At 71.6% G+C, this 16,974-nt stretch carries 14 protein-coding genes and 1 riboswitch; of the genes, 4 read left to right on the top strand and 10 right to left on the bottom strand.

Annotation, left to right across the window (positions count from 1 at the left end; all coding sequences use genetic code 11):
• Positions 1 to 114: 114 nt before the first annotated feature.
• Positions 115 to 810, top strand: coding sequence for a hypothetical protein (locus BLW84_RS26040; protein ID WP_143061106.1), 696 nt, complete (start codon positions 115 to 117; stop codon positions 808 to 810).
• A gap of 19 nt (positions 811 to 829) precedes the next feature.
• Here BLW84_RS26040 and BLW84_RS26035 read toward each other — a convergent pair whose 3' ends face one another.
• The 6 genes from BLW84_RS26035 to BLW84_RS26010 form a co-directional block, all read right to left on the bottom strand.
• Complete coding sequence (locus tag BLW84_RS26035; RefSeq protein ID WP_093270097.1) at positions 830 to 1,708, bottom strand: sigma-70 family RNA polymerase sigma factor; 879 nt, start codon at positions 1,706 to 1,708, stop codon at positions 830 to 832.
• Between the two features lie 95 nt (positions 1,709 to 1,803).
• A complete protein-coding gene (locus tag BLW84_RS26030) occupies positions 1,804 to 2,454 on the bottom strand; it encodes a DNA-3-methyladenine glycosylase I (RefSeq protein WP_093270095.1) in 651 nt (216 codons plus the stop codon).
• A gap of 45 nt (positions 2,455 to 2,499) precedes the next feature.
• Positions 2,500 to 3,021 carry a type 1 periplasmic-binding domain-containing protein gene (locus BLW84_RS26025; protein WP_093270091.1) on the bottom strand — a complete coding sequence of 174 codons (522 nt, stop codon included), beginning with the start codon at positions 3,019 to 3,021 and terminating at the stop codon, positions 2,500 to 2,502.
• A 20-nt stretch (positions 3,022 to 3,041) separates the two neighbouring features.
• Entirely contained in the window at positions 3,042 to 3,770 is a 729-nt protein-coding gene (locus BLW84_RS26020; protein ID WP_093270088.1) for a 2OG-Fe(II) oxygenase, read from the bottom strand.
• Positions 3,767 to 4,384 carry a methylated-DNA--[protein]-cysteine S-methyltransferase gene (locus BLW84_RS26015; protein WP_093270085.1) on the bottom strand — a complete coding sequence of 206 codons (618 nt, stop codon included), beginning with the start codon at positions 4,382 to 4,384 and terminating at the stop codon, positions 3,767 to 3,769. Before BLW84_RS26015 ends, BLW84_RS26020 begins: the two co-directional genes overlap by 4 nt.
• On the bottom strand, positions 4,384 to 4,878 hold the full coding sequence (locus BLW84_RS26010; protein ID WP_093270082.1) for an RNA polymerase sigma factor: 495 nt from the start codon (positions 4,876 to 4,878) through the stop codon (positions 4,384 to 4,386). The genes BLW84_RS26015 and BLW84_RS26010 overlap by 1 nt, the downstream gene beginning before the upstream one ends.
• 257 nt (positions 4,879 to 5,135) lie before the next feature.
• Positions 5,136 to 5,371: riboswitch (cobalamin riboswitch) on the top strand.
• Between the two features lie 125 nt (positions 5,372 to 5,496).
• On the opposite strand from BLW84_RS26010, the gene metE reads away from it, so the two are divergent.
• A complete protein-coding gene (gene metE / locus BLW84_RS26005; protein ID WP_093270079.1) occupies positions 5,497 to 7,773 on the top strand; it encodes a 5-methyltetrahydropteroyltriglutamate--homocysteine S-methyltransferase in 2,277 nt (758 codons plus the stop codon).
• A 125-nt stretch (positions 7,774 to 7,898) separates the two neighbouring features.
• Positions 7,899 to 9,050 (top strand): serine hydrolase domain-containing protein, encoded by a 1,152-nt coding sequence (locus BLW84_RS26000; protein ID WP_093270076.1) that lies wholly within the window; start codon positions 7,899 to 7,901, stop codon positions 9,048 to 9,050.
• Positions 9,051 to 9,239: 189 nt separating this feature from the next.
• Here BLW84_RS26000 and BLW84_RS25995 read toward each other — a convergent pair whose 3' ends face one another.
• From BLW84_RS25995 to BLW84_RS25980, 4 genes are read right to left on the bottom strand one after another with little or no spacing between them, the layout of a single operon-like run.
• Positions 9,240 to 10,256 (bottom strand): oligopeptide/dipeptide ABC transporter ATP-binding protein, encoded by a 1,017-nt coding sequence (locus BLW84_RS25995; RefSeq protein ID WP_093270074.1) that lies wholly within the window; start codon positions 10,254 to 10,256, stop codon positions 9,240 to 9,242.
• Complete coding sequence (locus BLW84_RS25990) at positions 10,253 to 12,184, bottom strand: dipeptide/oligopeptide/nickel ABC transporter permease/ATP-binding protein (protein ID WP_425441756.1); 1,932 nt, start codon at positions 12,182 to 12,184, stop codon at positions 10,253 to 10,255. The genes BLW84_RS25995 and BLW84_RS25990 overlap by 4 nt, the downstream gene beginning before the upstream one ends.
• Positions 12,185 to 12,222: 38 nt before the next feature.
• Positions 12,223 to 13,182 carry an ABC transporter permease gene (locus BLW84_RS25985; protein ID WP_093270071.1) on the bottom strand — a complete coding sequence of 320 codons (960 nt, stop codon included), beginning with the start codon at positions 13,180 to 13,182 and terminating at the stop codon, positions 12,223 to 12,225.
• A gap of 12 nt (positions 13,183 to 13,194) precedes the next feature.
• On the bottom strand, positions 13,195 to 14,805 hold the full coding sequence (locus BLW84_RS25980) for an ABC transporter substrate-binding protein (RefSeq protein ID WP_245761380.1): 1,611 nt from the start codon (positions 14,803 to 14,805) through the stop codon (positions 13,195 to 13,197).
• Between the two features lie 260 nt (positions 14,806 to 15,065).
• Between BLW84_RS25980 and BLW84_RS25975 the strand changes: the two genes are divergently transcribed.
• Entirely contained in the window at positions 15,066 to 16,913 is a 1,848-nt protein-coding gene (locus BLW84_RS25975) for a sialidase family protein (protein ID WP_245761379.1), read from the top strand.
• Positions 16,914 to 16,974: the final 61 nt, after the last annotated feature.

Here is a 16,974-nt window from a genome sequence, read left to right as displayed (position 1 = left end):
CCGGCGGCCGCGTCCACAGTGGAGCGGATCGCGGCTGCTCGATCTGGCCTGACTCTGGGTACTCAGGGCGTATGGACCGGTGCTTCCGGTGCAGCTACTGCAGAGGGGGCTGTGATGAACGAGCGCTCATGGGAGCGGGTGGGAGCGGCCAGCGGCCTGGTCACCGCTGTGTTGTTGCTGGTCAGCCTACTGCTCAACCCCTTGTCACCGCCCAGCGACGAGCCGGTGCGCACCTTCTTCTACGTGACCGCCAACCGCCCTACCGTGCTGCTGGCCGCCTTGCTGTCGACCGTGGCCGCGGTGGTCTTCCTGTGGTTCGTGGGGCACCTGCGCCACCTGTTGCAGCGCGCTGAAGGCGGCGCGGAGGCGTTCTCGCCGGTGGTGTTCGGCGCCGGAGTCAGCCTCGCGACGATGGCGATGCTGAGCGCGCTGCCGGCCACCACGCTGGTTTCGCTGAGCCGCAACGTGGAGACCGCGAGCCAGGCGATGGTGTTCGTGCTCGCCGAACTGCACCGGCTGTCGCTCGGGGGGATCGGCCTGCTGGTCGCCCTGTTCGCGGGCGCCGCCGGGGCGGCCGTGCTGCGCGGCGAACTCCTGGCGCCGTGGCTGGGCTGGTTCGGCTTCGGCGTGGGCCTGATCGGGCTGATCGCCGGCGTCACCTCCTTCTACATGCCCAGCGCTTTCGTCTCAGTCGCCGGCCTGGTGACCGGTCTCGTGTTCGCGCTGTGGATCGGCGTCGCATCGGTGCTGATGGTGTACCGGCCGGAGGTCGACCGGGCCCCGGCCGCCGGCCCGGCGTTCGCGCACTGAGCCCGGGGCCCGTTCCCGGTCAGTCCTCGAGGAACGCGAGGTCGAGGCGGCGGAGGCGATCCGGGTCGGCGAGGATGTTGAGCTCCACGACCTTGCCGCGGGCGACTGTGAACGCCGCGAGCGAGATCGGCCGGCCGTCGGAGATCGCCACCGCCCCCGGCACGCCGTTGACGAGCGCGGGCCGGGTCGCCTCGGCGAGCTGCGCGAAGATGACCGCGCCTCCCGCCACCTCCTTCGCGCCGCGCCGCATGACGCTCGGGCGCAGCGCGCCCCCGTCGGTGCGCACCACGACATCCGGGTCGAGGACCGCGAGTAGCGCGTCGAAGTCCCCGGCGCGCGCGGCCGCGAGGAAGGCGTCGACGACTTCGCGCTGCTGGGCCAGATCCGCGTCGGGAGCCGGGGCCGCGCCCTGCACCCGGCTCCGGGCCCGGCTGGCGAGCTTGCGGGCCGCCGTGGAGGTGCGCCCGACGATGGGCGCGATCTCGTCGAACGGCACCGCGAACAGGTCGTGCAGCACGAAAGCGAGCCGTTCGGCGGGCGTGAGCGTTTCGAGGACCACCAGCAGCGCGAGACCGACGGAGTCGGCCAGCAGCGCCTCGTGCTCCGGGGTGATGGCGTCCGGGCTGCTGATGATCGGATCGGGTACGTGCACGTCCAGCGGCTCCTCGCGGCGCGCCGTCCGCGTGCGGAGCATGTTCAGACACACCCGGCCGACGACCGTCGTCAGCCAGCCGCCGAGGTTCTCGATCTCCGCGGAGTCGGAGCGGCTGAGCCGCAGCCAGGCCTCCTGGACCGCATCGTCGGCCTCGCTCAGCGAGCCCAGCATCCGGTAGGCCACCGCCCGCAGGTGCCTGCGGTGGGCCTCGAAGCGATCCGCCAGAAAGTCCTTGTCGTCCATCGGCCGCATTCCTCCGTCACGTCGTGTCGTAGGAGTGACCCGCCGGACCCGGCCGATGTGACACCTCGGCCGCCGGCGCACTCCCGGAGGACCTGTCAGCTCGCCGCGGCATCACCGTCCGGGTGCGGCCAGATGCCGGACGTGCCGCGGCGGTGGCTGTCGACGAGGTGCGTGTCGACGATGCCGATCGCTTCCATCAGCGCGAACATCGTCGTCGGGCCGACGAACGCGAAACCCTTGCGGCGCAGCGCCTTCGACAGGGCCACGGATTCCGGCGACGTCGTGGGGATCTCGGCCATCGTCCGCGGGCGCGGCGTGGTCTCCGGCTTGAACGACCAGACGAACGCTTCCAGCCCGTCCTCGGCGCGGAGTTCGATGGTCGCGCGGGCGTTGGTGATGGCCGCGCGGATCTTGGCCTTGTTGCGCACGATCCCCGCGTTGCCGAGCAGCCGCGCCTCGTCATCTTCGGTGTAGGCCGCGACGGAGTCCGGATCGAAGTCGTCGAACGCCTCGCGGAAGGCCGGGCGCTTGCGCAGGATCGTCGCCCAGGAGAGCCCCGCCTGGAAGCCCTCCAGGCTGATCCGCTCGAACAGCGCCTGCTCGCCGTGCACGGGCATGCCCCACTCGTTGTCGTAGTACTCGCGCAGCAGGGGATCGCGGGCAGCCCACGGCGGCCGCGCCAACCCGTCCTCGCCGATCACGACCCCGGTGTCGGTCGTCGTGGTGTCTGCCGCTGCGGGACTCACTGTCTCGTTCTCCTCGGTTTCTCGGCTTCTCGGCGTTCTCGGTCGTCATGCGGAGCGGTGCACGAGGATGGTGCGGACCACTTCCCAGGTGCCGCCGTCGCGGGCCGCGCCGCGCAGCCCGTCGAAGGTTCCCACGCCGCCCATGGCGATCAGCTCGTCGCTGGCGAGTGCTGCGGTCCCGATCGTACGGGCCGGGTCCCAGTCGGTGGAGTACAGAAGCCGACGCCCCATCTGCACCCAGCCGGTCACCTGCCCCGTCACCACCCACGCGTCCGGGCCCGGCTCGGTGAAGCGCCGCGCCTGCCGCAGCCACGACGCGGCGCGCTCCGGCCAGTCGACGACGTCGAGCACGTACCCGCCCTGCTCGCGCCACGCCCGCTCGACGGCATCTGCGGTCTCCCGGGACGGGGCGTCACGCGAGCAGCCGATGACGATCGAGGTCACCCGCGGCCGCAGCCCGGCGAGCAGACCCACCACCGTCGCCAGCTCGATTTCGCCGTGCGGCAGCGGAATCCCGGCCTCCGTGCAGGTTCCGCGTGCAAGCGGTGAGTGCGTTCGTCGCGTCATCGAAGCGCCCCTTGGGTGCGTCATGCCGCGTCGTGGAAGACCAGCCCCAGCGTGTGGCGTCGTCCGGTACGCACCGGCGAAACCCCGTGCCGCACTGGGGAAGCGGACCAGCCGCGAGCCGAGCGCACCGGCCGGTCGCGCGTGGTGAACACCAGGCCGTGCCCCTGCGGGATCAGCGTTGCGGTGCCCCGGGATTGGGCGCGTGGGCGCTGCTCCACCAGCAGGAACTCGCCCCCGGTGTGATCGGTCCCCGGGTCGTTGAGGTTGATCACCACCTGCAGCGGGAACACCTTGTCGCCGTACAGGTCCCGGTGCAGCGCGTTCCAGCCGCCCGGCTCGTAGCGCAGCAGGATCGGCGTGGGACGGGCCTGCCCGGCCCGGTGACAGATGTCCAGCCACTCGTCGAGGGTGTCCGGCCATTCCGCTTCCCGGCCGAGTTTCTCGGCCCAGTCCTGGGCGATCGGCAGCAGCCGCGGGTAGAGGGCCTGCCGCAGCTTCTCCACCGGTTCCGGGAAAGGCGCGGCGAAGTAGTGGTAGTCGCCGTTGTCCCCGAAGCGGTGGCGGCGCAGGTTGATCGTGGCCCGGAAGTGCTCCGGCTCGTCCCACAGGGCCGCGATCCGCTCGCACTCGGCGGGGTTCAGCAACTGCGGCAGCAGCGCGCAACCGTGGTCGTTGACCTCGGCGGCGACCCCCTCCCAGTCCGCCGCCGCGACCCGTTTCGCGTACCGGTCCGTCTTCGACGTGCTCATGCCGCCTCCAGGTGCAGCAGGGTTTCCTTGGCTTCAGCGCCGCCGACGTACCCGCCCGAGGTGCCGTCCGAGCGCACGACCCGGTGGCACGGCACCACCACCGGCAGCGGGTTGGTCGCGCACGCGGTGCCCACCGCGCGAACCGCCCGCGGGCTGCCCGCCGCGGCGGCGACCTCGGCGTAGCTGGCGGTGCGGCCGTAGGCGATGTCGGGCAGGTGCTCCAGCACGTTGAGCCGGAACCCGCGCGAGAGCCGCCAGTCCAGCGGCAGGTCGAAAGTCCGCCGCCGCCCGGCGAAGTACTCGTCGATCTGGCGGGCCGCCTCGTCGAGCCGGTCCGGCGCCCGCAGGATGCGCGGGCTGATCAGCTCGGCCAGCGATTCCAGGACCGAGCTGTGCCCCTGACGGTCGAAGGCGACCCGAACCAGGCCGCGCTCGGTGGCGGCCAGCAGCAGCCCGCCGACCGGGGTGTCGACGGTTCGGTAGGCGACGTCGAGCAGCCCCTCCCGCCGGGCCGCGCTCACCAGCTCGATGTGCAGCCGCTCGCTGGTGTTGAAGTCGATCGCCGGGAGCGCGTCGAACAGGTGTCTGTCGTCGGATTCGTGGATCGTCATCATCACGCTTCCCTCCCCACGGTCGTGGTGGGTCGATAGGTCGTGCGCAGGGTCTTGATGCCGTCCGCGGCGGCCCGTCGGGCGGCTTCGGTGCTGCCGCCGAGAATCGTGGCGATCTCGGCGTAGGGCAGGCCGGCCAGGTAGTGGTAGGCCACCGCCATGCGCTGCTTGGTCGGCAGCGCGCTCAGCGCGGCCCACAGGTCGCCGTTCCAGTCCTCCGGGCGGCCGGTCGTGCTGGCTCGCTCGGGCAGGCGCTCGACCACCACCGGGCGGCGGGCCGTCGCCCTGGTGACGTCGACCGCCTTGCGGTGGGCGATCGTGACCAGCCACGCCTCCACGTTGGTGTCCTCGGCCAGTTCCGGGTAGACGCGCAGCGCGGCCAGGAACGTCTCGGACCACGCGTCCTCGGCGTCGGCCGGCCCGAGGACGGCCCGGCACACTCGCAGCACCATCGGGCCGTACTCGTCAACGATCTGCTCGAACGGTCTCACTTTCACTCCCCGTAGACGCCCCGCGCCGCGGAAACGTGAGATGCGGATCGGCCCGTTTTCCCGATCGTCACCCGCACGTGGCCGTCCCGCGTTTCGGGACCGGGCCGGGGCGGTGGTGCCGCGTGACGAGCGTCTCACCGGCGGTGCGGCGGTGCGGCGGTGCGGCGGAAGATCATGTTCGGCCCGGTCCGCGCCCGGTCGCGAGGGCGGCCCGGCGCGGACCGGGCGCAGCACCGGCCCTTGCCAACGGCCCCCCGATCGGTAGCCTCCGTTGTGCTGGTGGTTCGTCCGCCCCGAAGCGGGGTGGACGAGGCAAGAGGGAACCCGGTGCGAATCCGGGACTGCCCCGCAGCGGTGAGTGGGAACGACCGCCGTCCCCGGTCCCAGACCGGGCACAGCACTGGGCACGCGTGCCTGGGAAGCGACGGCCACTAGGAATCCCGGCTCCGGCCGGGACGCGCCCGCGAGTCCGAAGACCTGCCACCGGTGCGCGCACCGGATGGTGCGCGCGGTCCGAGGTCTCGCGGGAGGACCTGGCGGACGACCGGCTCGCGGTGCGCGCTGGTCCGCCTGTGCCTTCCCAGGCCTCGGGGCATCTGCCGTCGAGCTCGCGAGGAGAGGGCGTTGACCAGCAAGATCGGATCTACCGTACTCGGATACCCCCGGATCGGACCGAACCGGGAACTCAAGCGCGCGCTGGAGCGCTACTGGTCGTCCCGCATCGGCGAGGCGGAGCTGCGCGCGGTGGCGCGCGAACTCCGCGCCCAGACCTGGCGGTCGCTGTGGGACGTCGGCCTGGATTCGGTGCCGGGCAACACGTTCTCGTTCTACGACCAGGTGCTGGACACCGCGGTCACCTTCGGCGCGATCTCGCCGCGCTTCGCGAAGCTCGGGCTGGGCCCGCTGGACACCTATTTCGCGATGGCGCGCGGTGTGGCGGCCGAGCCGCCGCTGGAGATGACGAAGTGGTTCGACACGAACTACCACTACCTGGTGCCCGAGATCGGCCCGGGAACGCGGTTCTCGCTGGCCGACCGGACTCCCGTGGAGCAGTACCGGGAGGCCGTCGAGCTGGGCGTGACCACCCGCCCGGTGCTGGTCGGCCCGCTCACGTTCCTGCTGCTGGCCAAGTCCGCGGACGGCGCGCCGCAGTCGTTCCGGCCGCTGGACCGGCTGGACGCGCTGCTGGACGCCTACGCGGAGCTGCTCGGCGAGCTGCACCGCGCCGGCGTGGAGTGGGTGCAGCTGGACGAGCCGGCCTTCGCCGCCGACCGATCGCCGGCGGAACTCGCCGCGCTGCGCGCCGCCTACCAGCGGCTCGGCGATCTGGTGGAGCGGCCGAAGCTGCTGGTCGCGGGGTACTTCGGCGATCTTGGCGAGGCGCTGGAGGTGCTGGCGTCCAGCCCGGTCGAAGCGATCGGCGTCGACCTCGTCGCCGGTAAGTCCACAGTGGACGTCCTGTCGTCGGTTCGCGGGCTCAGCGGCAAGATCCTGGTGGCCGGGCTCGTCGACGGGCGCAATGTCTGGCGCACCGATCTCGACAAGGCGCTCGCGACCGCCGCTACGCTGCTCGGCTCGGCGAACGAGGTCGCGGTCGGCACATCGTGCTCCCTGCTGCACGTGCCCTACGACGTCGAAGCGGAAACCGGCATCGACCCGCAGGTGAAGTCCTGGCTGGCGTACGCCGCGCAGAAGGTCCGCGAGGTGGTCGTGCTGGGCCGCGCGTTGCGCGAGGGCCGCGACGCGGTGGCCGACGAGCTGGCCGAGGCGCGCGCCGCGATCGCCGACCGCGCCGCCGCGGACCGGGTCCGGAACAATCGCGTGCGCGCTCGATTGCAGGCATTGCGGCCGGAGTACACGCAGCGCGGCGAGTACGACGCGCGGCGCGCGGCTCAGCAGAAGGAGCTGAACCTGCCGCCGTTGCCGACCACGACGATCGGATCGTTCCCGCAGACCACGGACGTCCGCAAGGCCCGCGCCGCGGTGCGCGCCGGCCGCATCGACCAGGCGACGTACCGGCGGCGGATGCAGGACGAGATCGAGCGCGTCATCCGCCTGCAGGAAGGACTCGGGCTCGACGTGCTGGTGCACGGCGAGCCCGAGCGCAACGACATGGTGCAGTACTTCGCCGAGCACCTGGACGGCTTCGCCAGCACCGACAACGCATGGGTGCAGTCCTACGGGTCGCGGTGCGTGCGCCCGCCGATCCTCTACGGCGACGTCTCCCGCCCGGCGCCGATCACCGTCGAGTGGGCGAGCTACGCGCAGCGGCTGACCGAGAAGCCGGTCAAGGGCATGCTCACCGGCCCGGTGACGATCCTGGCATGGTCGTTCGTCCGCGACGACCAGCCGCTGGGCGACACCGCGAAGCAGGTCGCGCTGGCCATCCGGGACGAGGTCGCCGACCTGGAGGCGGTCGGCATCCGGGTCATCCAGGTCGACGAACCCGCCCTGCGCGAACTGCTCCCGCTGCGCCGGGCGGAGCACGAGGCGTACCTGGACTGGGCGGTGACGTCCTTCCGGCTCGCCACCTGCGGCGTCGCCGATTCGACCCAGATCCACACCCACCTGTGCTACTCGGAGTTCGGCGACGTGATCAACGCGATCGTGGCGCTGGGCGCCGACGTCACCAGCATCGAGGCCGCCCGCTCGCGCATGGAGGTGCTCGACGACCTCAACGCGGTCGGCTTCGGCCACGGCGTCGGGCCCGGGGTGTACGACATCCACTCGCCGCGCGTGCCGGACACCGCCGAGGTCGTCGACCTGCTGCGGGCCGCGCTGGCGGCGGTGCCGGCGGAGCGGTTGTGGGTCAACCCAGACTGCGGGCTGAAGACCCGCGGTTACGCCGAGGTCGAGGCGGCATTGAAGAACCTCGTGGCGGCGGCGGCCGAACTGCGCTGACGCCGGGCCCGCGGGCGGCGCCGCACCGGTGGCGCCGCCCGCGAAACGGTCTGATCTGCCGGGAATTTTCCGCGCGATGCGGCGACTTGATCCGATCAGGACCAGATCGAGCGAATGGAGCGCCGATGTCGCAGGAGAGCACGCCACAGGGCACCGTTGTCGCGGGATTCGAGTCCGTGCGGGAGGAGTTCGCCGCCGTGGCGGCGGCCGAGGGCGGTGACTACGCGGCCCAGCTGGTGGCCCACCTCGCGGGTGAGCGGGTCGTCGACCTGTGGGTCGGCCCCGAGATCACCGGGGAGTCGTTGACCGGCGTGTTCTCCTCCACGAAGGGTGCGGCGTACCTGGTCGCGGCGCTGTTGGTGCAGGACGGCGTGCTCGACCTGGACCAGAAGGTGAGCCACTACTGGCCGGAGTTCGGCGCCGAGGGCAAGCAGGACGTCGTCCTGCGCGATCTGCTGTCGCACAGCGTGGGGATCGTGGGCGCGGACACGGGGCTGTCGCTGGAGGAGGTCGCCGACGACCGGGTCATCGCGGAGCGGCTCGCCGCGCAGCGGCCCTACTGGCGCCCGGGCACCGCGTTCGGGTACCACGCGCTGGTCATCGGCGCGCTCGTCGGCGAGGTGGTCCGCCGGGCCACCGGCGAGACGCTGCAGCAGCACTTCGAGGCGCGCGTCCGCGCCCCGCACGACCTGGACTTCTACCTGGGACTGCCGGCGGAGCAGGAGCCGCGCTTCCTGACCACCCTGCCGATGGCGCCCACCGCGGAGCAGCAGGACGCGCTGGCGACGTGGGCGACCGGCCCGGAGAGCCTGAACGGCATCGCGATGAACCGCAACCACCCGGACGCGGTGGAACTGTGGGAGATGCCGAACCACCGGGTGGTGCGGGCGAAGGGGCAGGCGTCGGCCGGCGGCGTCGCTTCCGCGCGCGGGCTCGCCGGGATGTACGCGGCCGCGATCAGCGGCATCGGCGGGAAGGCGCCGCTGCTGAAGCCGGACACGGCCGCGGCCTTCGCGCAGATCCACTCGATCGGCTACGACCTCGTTTCCCGCCAGCACAAGGCCTACGGGCTCGGCTTCTCCGCGTCGGTCGACACCTACCCGTTCCTCGGCCAGGGGTCGTTCGGGCACGGCGGAGCGGCGGGTTCGCAGGCCATCGCCGACCCGCGCAGCGGCCTCGCCTACGGCTACAACCGGCGCCGCTTCGCCTTCCCGGGCGGCGCGGCCCCGGAGAACGACCGCCTGCTCAAGGCCGTGCACGCGGCCGCGACGGCGTGAACCGGTAGCCCGGTGGGCCGTGCCAACCGCACGGCCCGCCGGAGCGGCAGGTCCGCCGAGCTACGCCGCCGCGTTGTCCGACCGAGTGACCACGGGTGGGGATGCCCAGAACTGTTGCTCAGCCTGCCATTTCGCATTCGATCATGCCGCATCCCGCTCGGGGGCCGGATCCCGATCCTCCGTGCCGGATCAGGACAGGGCTTCAGCGGCGAGTTCGAGGTCGGTGGTGCCCGCCGGGACCGGGTGGTGGCAGCGGAACGCGTGGCCCGGTGCGTCGAGTTGCGGGTCCGGCATCGTTGCCGCGCAGGTCTCGTCGGCGCGCCAGCACCGGGTGCGGAAGGGGCAGCCGCTCGGCGGCCTGGTCGCCGAGGGAACCGGTCCGGTGAGCGGGATCGGCTCGATCGGCGACAGCAGGCCGGGCGTCGCCGAGAACAGGGCCCGGGTGTAGGGGTGGCGGGCGCCGGACATCGCCTCGGCCGGGATCTGCTCGACGGTCCGCCCGAGGTACATCGTCACCACCCGGTCGCTCATCCGTCGCACGGTCTGGATGTCGTGCGAGACGAACACCAGCGCCAGGCCCAGCTGTTTCTTCAGTTCGAGCAGCAGGTTGAGGATCTGCGAGCGCACCGAGACGTCGAGGGCGCTGGTGGGTTCGTCGGCCACGAGCAACCGGGGATGCAGCGCGAGGGCCCGGGCGATGGCGACGCGCTGCCGCTGGCCGCCGGAGATCTGGCCCGGCAGCAGGTTCGCCACGCTGGCCGGCAGGCCGACGAGGTGCAGCAGCTCGCGCACCCGCTCCTCGCGTTCCTGGCGGCTCCCGCGCCCGTGCACGTCCAGCGGGTCGCGCAGGACCTGGCGGATCGGCAGGCGCCGGTTGAGCGCCGTGGCCGGGTCCTGGAAGACCATGCCGACCTCGGCGCCGATCGCGGCCCGGCGCCCGGCGGCGGGCAGCGACCAGATGTCCTTGCCGCGGAAGGAGATCGTGCCGCTGGTCGGCCGCTGCAGGCCCACCACGACCTTGGCCAGGGTGGACTTGCCGCAGCCGGATTCGCCGACGATGCCGACGGTTTCGCCGGCCGCCACCGCCAGGTCGACGCCGGTGACGGCGTGCACCCGGTCGCGGCGGAACAGCCCGCCGGAGCGCGCCTTGTGGACGACATGGACGTCCGCGAGCTCGACGAGGGTTTCGGGTTCTGGGGAAGTCATGGTCGCTCCTGTGCTGCCGCCGCGGCGTGGTCCCGCTCGGTGGTGAGATCGATCGCCGGGTGGTGGCAGGCCACCGAGTGGAATCTGCCCTGACCGCTGAGCACCGGTGTCCGCTCCTCGCACAGCGCGGTGGCCATCGGGCAGCGGTCGGCGAACCGGCAGCCGGCCGCGAATTCGGACGGGGACGGCACCACGCCGGGGATCTGGGTCAGCTGATCGGCGCCGGACTCCAGCGACAGCACCGCGCCGAACAGCCCGCGGGCGTAGTGGTGCGCGGGCTCCTCGACCAGCGCCGAGGTCACCCCGGATTCCACGATCTGCCCGCCGTACATCACCACGATGCGGTCGGTGACGTCGGAGACCAGGGCCAGGTCGTGGGAGACCAGAATCAGGGCGAAGCCGAGTTCTTCCCGCAGCCGCAGCAGCAGCTGGATCACCTGCGCCTGCACGGTGACGTCCAGCGCGGTGGTCGGCTCGTCGGCGACGATCAGCTTCGGATCGCGGGAGAGCGCCATCGCGATCAGCACGCGCTGCCGCTGGCCGCCGGAGAGCTCGTGCGGGTACGCGGTGAGGGTGCGCGCGGGATCGAGCCCGACCATCTCCAGCAGCTCCGCCGGCGTGTGCCGGCCGCCGCGGCGGACCAGCTGCTTGAGCTGGGCCCGGATGGTCATGGCGGGGTTCAGCGAGGACAGCGCGTCCTGGTAGACCATCGCCATCTCGTGGCCGAGCAGGCGGCGCCGGGACTGGCGGGGGAGGGTGAGCAGGTCGGTGACGTCGCCCTCGCGGCGGAAGAGGACTTCGCCGCCGATGCGGGCTTCCCGCGGTTGCAGGCCCATCACCGTCAGCGCGGTGATCGTCTTGCCGCAGCCGGATTCCCCGACCAGGCCTAGGACTTCGCCGGGGCGGACGTCGAAGGAGATGCCGTCGACGATGTCCACGCCGTCGTGGCGGCCGTCGAAGCCGATGGCGAGGTTGCGGACCTGCAGGATCGGCTCGCCCTCGGGCAGCGGGCGCGCCCGCCCCGCGAGCCGCTGCGCCGCCTCGGCGAGGCCGGGCAGCTCGGTGCGCTCACCGGTGGCCGCCCGCGTGCGCCGCCTGGGTTCCGAGGTGGCCTGCCGGGTGGCCGGCGCCGCCCAGGCGTCCGAAACCCCTTCGGCGAGCACGTTGAGCGCGAGCACCGTCAGCAGGATGACCAGCCCGGGGAAGACCGTCGCCCACCAGCCGCCGGTCAGGACCATGTTGCGGCCGTCGGCGATGACGCTGCCCCACGACGGGTCGGGCGGGCGCACGCCCGCGCCGATGAACGACAGCGACGCCTCGAAGACGATCGCGTCGGCGACCATCACCGTGCAGAAGACCAGGACGGGCGCCGCGCAGTTGATCGCGACGTGCCGGACGAGGATGTGCGGGGTGCGGGCGCCGATGACGCGTTCCGCCGCCACGTAGTCCTCGCCGTACTGGGCGAGAACGTTGGCCCGCACCACGCGGGCGATCGGCGGGACGTTGACGAAGGCGATCGCGAGCACCAGCACCGGGATGCTGCCGCCGAAGACCGCCACGAGCACGGCGGCCAGCGCGATGCCCGGGAACGCCATGATCACGTCCAGCACCCGCATGATCGTCTCGCCGATAGCGTCGCGGGAGGTGGCGGCGACCGCGCCGACCACGGCGCCCGCGAGCAGCGCGCAACCGGTGGCGCCCAGCCCGATCAGCAGCGACCAGCGCGCCCCGTAGAGCACGCGCGTGAAGATGTCGCGGTTCGCGCTGTCCAGGCCCATCCAGTTCGTCGCGCTGGGGCCGCCCGCGGCGGCTTCCTGCGCGTACGGCGAATGCGGGGCCAGCACCGGCGCGAAGATCGCGGCCAGGCAGATGACGACGAGCAGGCCGACGGCGATCCAGGAGATCGCGTTGAGCCGCCGGAACCGGATACCCGGCCGGGCGAGTCGGTTGGCAAGTCCGGTGCGCATCACGCGGCGCTCCTGAGTCGGGGGTTGACCAGCAGGTACAGCACGTCCACGACGAGGTTCACCACGACGAAGCCGACCGCGATGGTGAGCACCGCGCCTTGCACGACGGCGGGATCGCCGTTGAGCACGGCGTTGATCATCAGCTGGCCCATGCCGGGCAGCGAGTAGATGGTCTCGATGACCACCGCGCCGCCGAGCAGGTAGCCGACCCGCAGGCCGAGCACGGTCAGCGGGTTGATCAGCGCGTTGCGCAGGACGTTGCGGCCGACCACGACGATCGGCGGCAGGCCGTTGCCGATCGCGGTGCGGACGTAGTCCTTGTCCAGCTCCTCCACCACGGCGGTGCGGATGATCCGGGTCAGCTGCGCGGCCACCGGCAGCGACAGCGAGATCGCCGGCAGCGTCATGGACAACAGCCAGCCGGTGAAGAAGTCGCCCGGGTTGACGTAGCCGCCGGTCGGGAACCAGCCGCGGTCGACGGCGAGCCACTGGATCGACAGCAGCGCGATCCAGAAAGCCGGGGCCGCGACGCCGACCAGCGACACGATCCGGATCAGCTGGTCGGGCCAGCGGTCCCGGAACAGCGCGGCGACGACGCCGAACACCAGCGCCAGCACGATCGCGATGAGCAGCCCCAGGAACGTCAGCTGCATCGTCAGCGGCAGCGCGGTGGCCACCTGCTCGAGCACCGGCGCCTTGGTCAGCACGCTGGTGCCCATATCGCCCTGCGCCAGGTCGGCGACGAACCGCACGTAGCGCACGGGCAGCGGGTCGAGCAGGCCGTTCTCCAGCTGGAACTGGTGGATCTGCTCGGGCGTCGGGTTGGCGCCCTGGAAGTACGCGTACTCCGGCTTGTTGTTGGAGAAGCGCATGATGATGAAGACGAACAGGATCACGCCCAGCAGCAGCGGGATCAGGATGAGGATGCGCCGCAGCAGCATCCTCGCGATCACGACCACGTGGAACTCCGCTCAGATTCGCTTTGCTTGCAACAGGTTCATGCCGGGGTAGGGCTGCGGCTGGACGCCTTCGAGCTTCTGCGGGTTCCAGGCCGTCACGAGCTCGTTGTGCACCACCGGGTAGAGGACCGCCTGGTCGGCCACCATGTCGAGGTAGTCGTGGACGAGTTGCTGCCGCCGGGCCGGGTCGGGTTCCCGGATCGCCTGGTCCATCGCCGCGAACAGCGCCTTGGCCTCGGGGCTGGAGTCCCACTTGGTGTACTTCATCCAGGTGCCGCCGGCCGTGTAGTTGTAGCGCAGGATCAGGTCCGGGTCGAGGCCGAACTGGTTCGGGTTCGACGCCGCCGCGACGACCTGGTAGGACTGCGACTGGTCCATCTTGGTGAACAGCGCGCTGGTGTCCTGCGGCTGCAGCTCGGTCTTGACGCCGATCGCCTCCCAGGAGTTGGCGATGGTGGGCAGGCAGTCGGCGAGCCAGCTGACGTTCACCGCCATCAGCGTGATGGTCAGCCCGCTCACCCCGGCCTCGGCGAGCAGCGCCCGCGCCCGGTCGGGGTCGTAGTCGTAGACGGTCTTCGCCTTGGCGTAGCCCGGGTTCTGCTCGTTGAGGAAGCTGGTGGCCGGGGTGCCGTGGCCCTTGAGCGCGACGTCGATCATCTTGCGGGTGTCGATGGCGTGGAACAGGGCCTGCCGGACCCGCTTGTCGTCGAACGGCTTCTGACCGGTGTTGAACATCAGGAACAGGTGGTTCATGCCCTTGCCGCCTTCGACCCGCAGCCCGCCCTGGCGCAGCTGGTCGATGTTGGCGTAGGGGATGTTCTCGGCGACCTGCGCTTCGGCGCTGCCGCCGGAGATCTTCGCGACCCGGGCGGAGGCGTCCACGATGGACAGCCAGTTCATCTTCTGCACCGCGGGCTTGCGCGGGCCGTTGTAGTCGGCGAACGCCTCGAACCTGGTGTTGGCCTTCGGGTTGTGCTCGACCAGCTTGTATGGGCCGGAGCCGATGGCCTTGCCGCTCTTGGCCGCATCCCAGCCGCCCGGGGCGCCGTAGACGTGCTTCGGCATGATCTTCGCGATCGTGAGTCGCTGGATCCCATCCGGGAACGGGAACTTCAGCACCAGTTCCACTGTGCCGTCGTCGACCTTGCGGACCTCCTGCAGCCACGCGGCGAAGAACGAGTACGCCAGGGTGCTCGGGTTGAGGACGCGCTCGAAGGTGAACACCACGTCGTCCGCGGTGACCGGCTGCCCGTCGTGCCACTTCGCGCCTTGGCGCAGTGCGAAGCGCCAGGTGGTGGCGTTGGGGTCGGCGGGCGCGGCCGCCGCCAGCGCGGGGTACGGGTCGCGGGTGACCGGGTCGGTGTCGATCAGTCCTTCGTAGACGTGGTTGTTGCCGGCCATCGCGAACGCCGACGCGGTCATGGTCGGGTCCCAGGTCTGGTCGTTGCCGTAGCCGATCACGGCGGTGATCAGGCCCTTGTCGTCGCCGCCGGTCGAGGTGGTCGACGCGGGACCGCCGCAGGCGCCGACGGTGGCGGAGACGGCCGCCGCCGCGCTCAGGATCCCGCTGTAGCGCAGAAAGTCGCGGCGACTGACGAAGTTACGGGAAACGTGGGGGCTCACGTTGCCTCCTGGCGGGTTTGAGCGACGGGACATGGGACGTCCTACGTCAAGTCTGGGAGTGCAGGCTACGGTCGGCTGCGTTCGGCGGTCAAGAACAGTTGATCGAGAGGTTTCCGGCCGGTTTCGCGGAGCCCTCCGCCGAGTCTTCCGGAGGTTCCACGTAGGACGTAGTATGTCCTCCCTCGTACGCTCTGCTGGAAGGGCATGACATGCGCATAGCACCTGGAGGGCCGCCGCGGCGGCGGTGGAGAGCCGCGGCGTTGAGCGCCCTGCTGTCGGTCGCGATGCTGCCGGGATCGCTGGCCGGCGCGGCCGCCGAACCGGACCAGGCAGCACCTTTCGTCGACGAGCAGGTCCTGTTCGCGAAGCAGGACTTCGGTTACGCGTGCTTCCGCATCCCGGCCGTCGTCCGGGCCGGGAACGGCGACGTCCTCGCCTTCGCCGAGGGCCGGGTCGCGGACTGCGGCGACGACGGCGACATCGACATCGTGCTGCGGCGCTCCACCGACGGTGGCCGCACCTGGGGTCCGCTGCAGGTGGTCTCCGACGGCGACGGGTCGACGCACGGCAATCCGGTGCCGATCGTCGACCAGCGCACCGGCCGCGTCGTGCTGGTCAGCAACCACAACGGGCCCGATCCCTGCCCGAACGGCTGCGATCGCGATCCGTTCGTCCAGGTCAGCGACGACGACGGGGCCACGTGGTCGGCGCCGCGCGAGATGACCGAGGGCAAGCGCCCGGAGTGGAACTTCTGGTACGCCACCGGCCCGATGCACGGCATCCAGCTCACCCGCGGCCCGCACGCGGGGCGACTGGTCGTCGGCGCCAGCCACGAGATCAACGACGGCGTGGGCCCGCACGTCTACGGCACGCACCTGCTCTACAGCGACGACAGCGGCCAGACCTGGAACATCGGCGCGTCCGCGGCCGTCGACGACGGGACGGTCATCGCGCAGGAGGTGACCGTCGTCGAGCTCACTGATGGGCGGATCTACGCGCTGGCCAGGGATCGCGGCACCGATCCGGGCCATCGGTCGGCCGCGATCAGCAGCGACGGGGGAGCGACGTTCGACAAGCCGTTCCGGGCCATCGACCTGGCCATGCCCGACGTGCAGGCGTCGACGCTGCGCCTGCACGCCCGGGACCAGGGCGACGCCGAGGACCGGATCCTGCTGTCCGCGCCGGCGCATCCGGTGGCGCGCGAGGCGATGTCGGTGCGTTCGTCCTACGACGAGGGGAGGAGCTGGCAGCCCTGGGAGCAGGGCAAGGTCTTCTGGTGGGGGCCGTCGGCGTACTCGGACATGGTGAAGCTCGACGGCGACGAGATCGGGCTGTACTACGAAGCCGGCGTCGCCACGCCGTACGAGTCGATCCGGTGGGCGCGCTTCAACGAGGCGTACCTGGCGACGCCGAACGGCACACCGCCGGGCGTTCCGGGACCGCCCGCACCCGGTCCGACCACGCCCGATGACTCCGGCCGCGGCAACCCCGCCTTCGTCCGCGGCGGCGCGGCGCTGGTGCCCGGGCGGTTCGGGAACGCGTTGGCCCTGGACGGCGCGGACGACCGCGTCGAGGTGCCCTTCGACGAGTCGATCGACCTCGGCGGCGGCGACTTCACCCTGACGACGTGGTTCCGCTACGCGGACACCACCGGCTCGCACGCGCTGCTGTGGGCCTACCGGACCGGCAGCGGCACCACGCCGCAGCTGTGGCTGCGCGCGGAACCCGGTTCGAAACGGATCCTGGCGCTGATCATGGTGGACCGCTTCAACATCACCGTGCAGTCCGCCGGCGCGTACAACGACGACCAGTGGCACCACGCGGCGCTCCAGCGGGCAGACGGCCGGTTCGTGCTGCGCATCGACGGCCGGGAAGTCGGATCTGCCGACCTGCCGCCGGGTTCTGTCACCGAGGGCAAGGAGTTCGGGGTCAATGGAATCCACATCGGACAGCGCGTGGACGGCGCCAACCGCTTCCGCGGCGCCGTTGACGAGGTGCGCGTCTACCGGCGCGCGCTGACGCCGGCGGAGCTGGAGGCCGTCCGGACGCGGAACGCGCAGATCGGCGGCCGCCTCGGGCTCCGGCTGCCGATGGAGGGCATCTCCTGACGGTCCGCGGGCCGAATGCCGTGAGCGCGGAACGGGACCACGATCCCGTTCCGCGCTCACG

Origin of the sequence: Saccharopolyspora shandongensis, from assembly GCF_900106995.1 — a bacterium.
GTDB lineage: Bacteria > Actinomycetota > Actinomycetes > Mycobacteriales > Pseudonocardiaceae > Saccharopolyspora > Saccharopolyspora shandongensis.
Note: the sequence above shows the minus strand (reverse complement) of the source record. Positions and strands in the feature narration are given on the sequence as shown.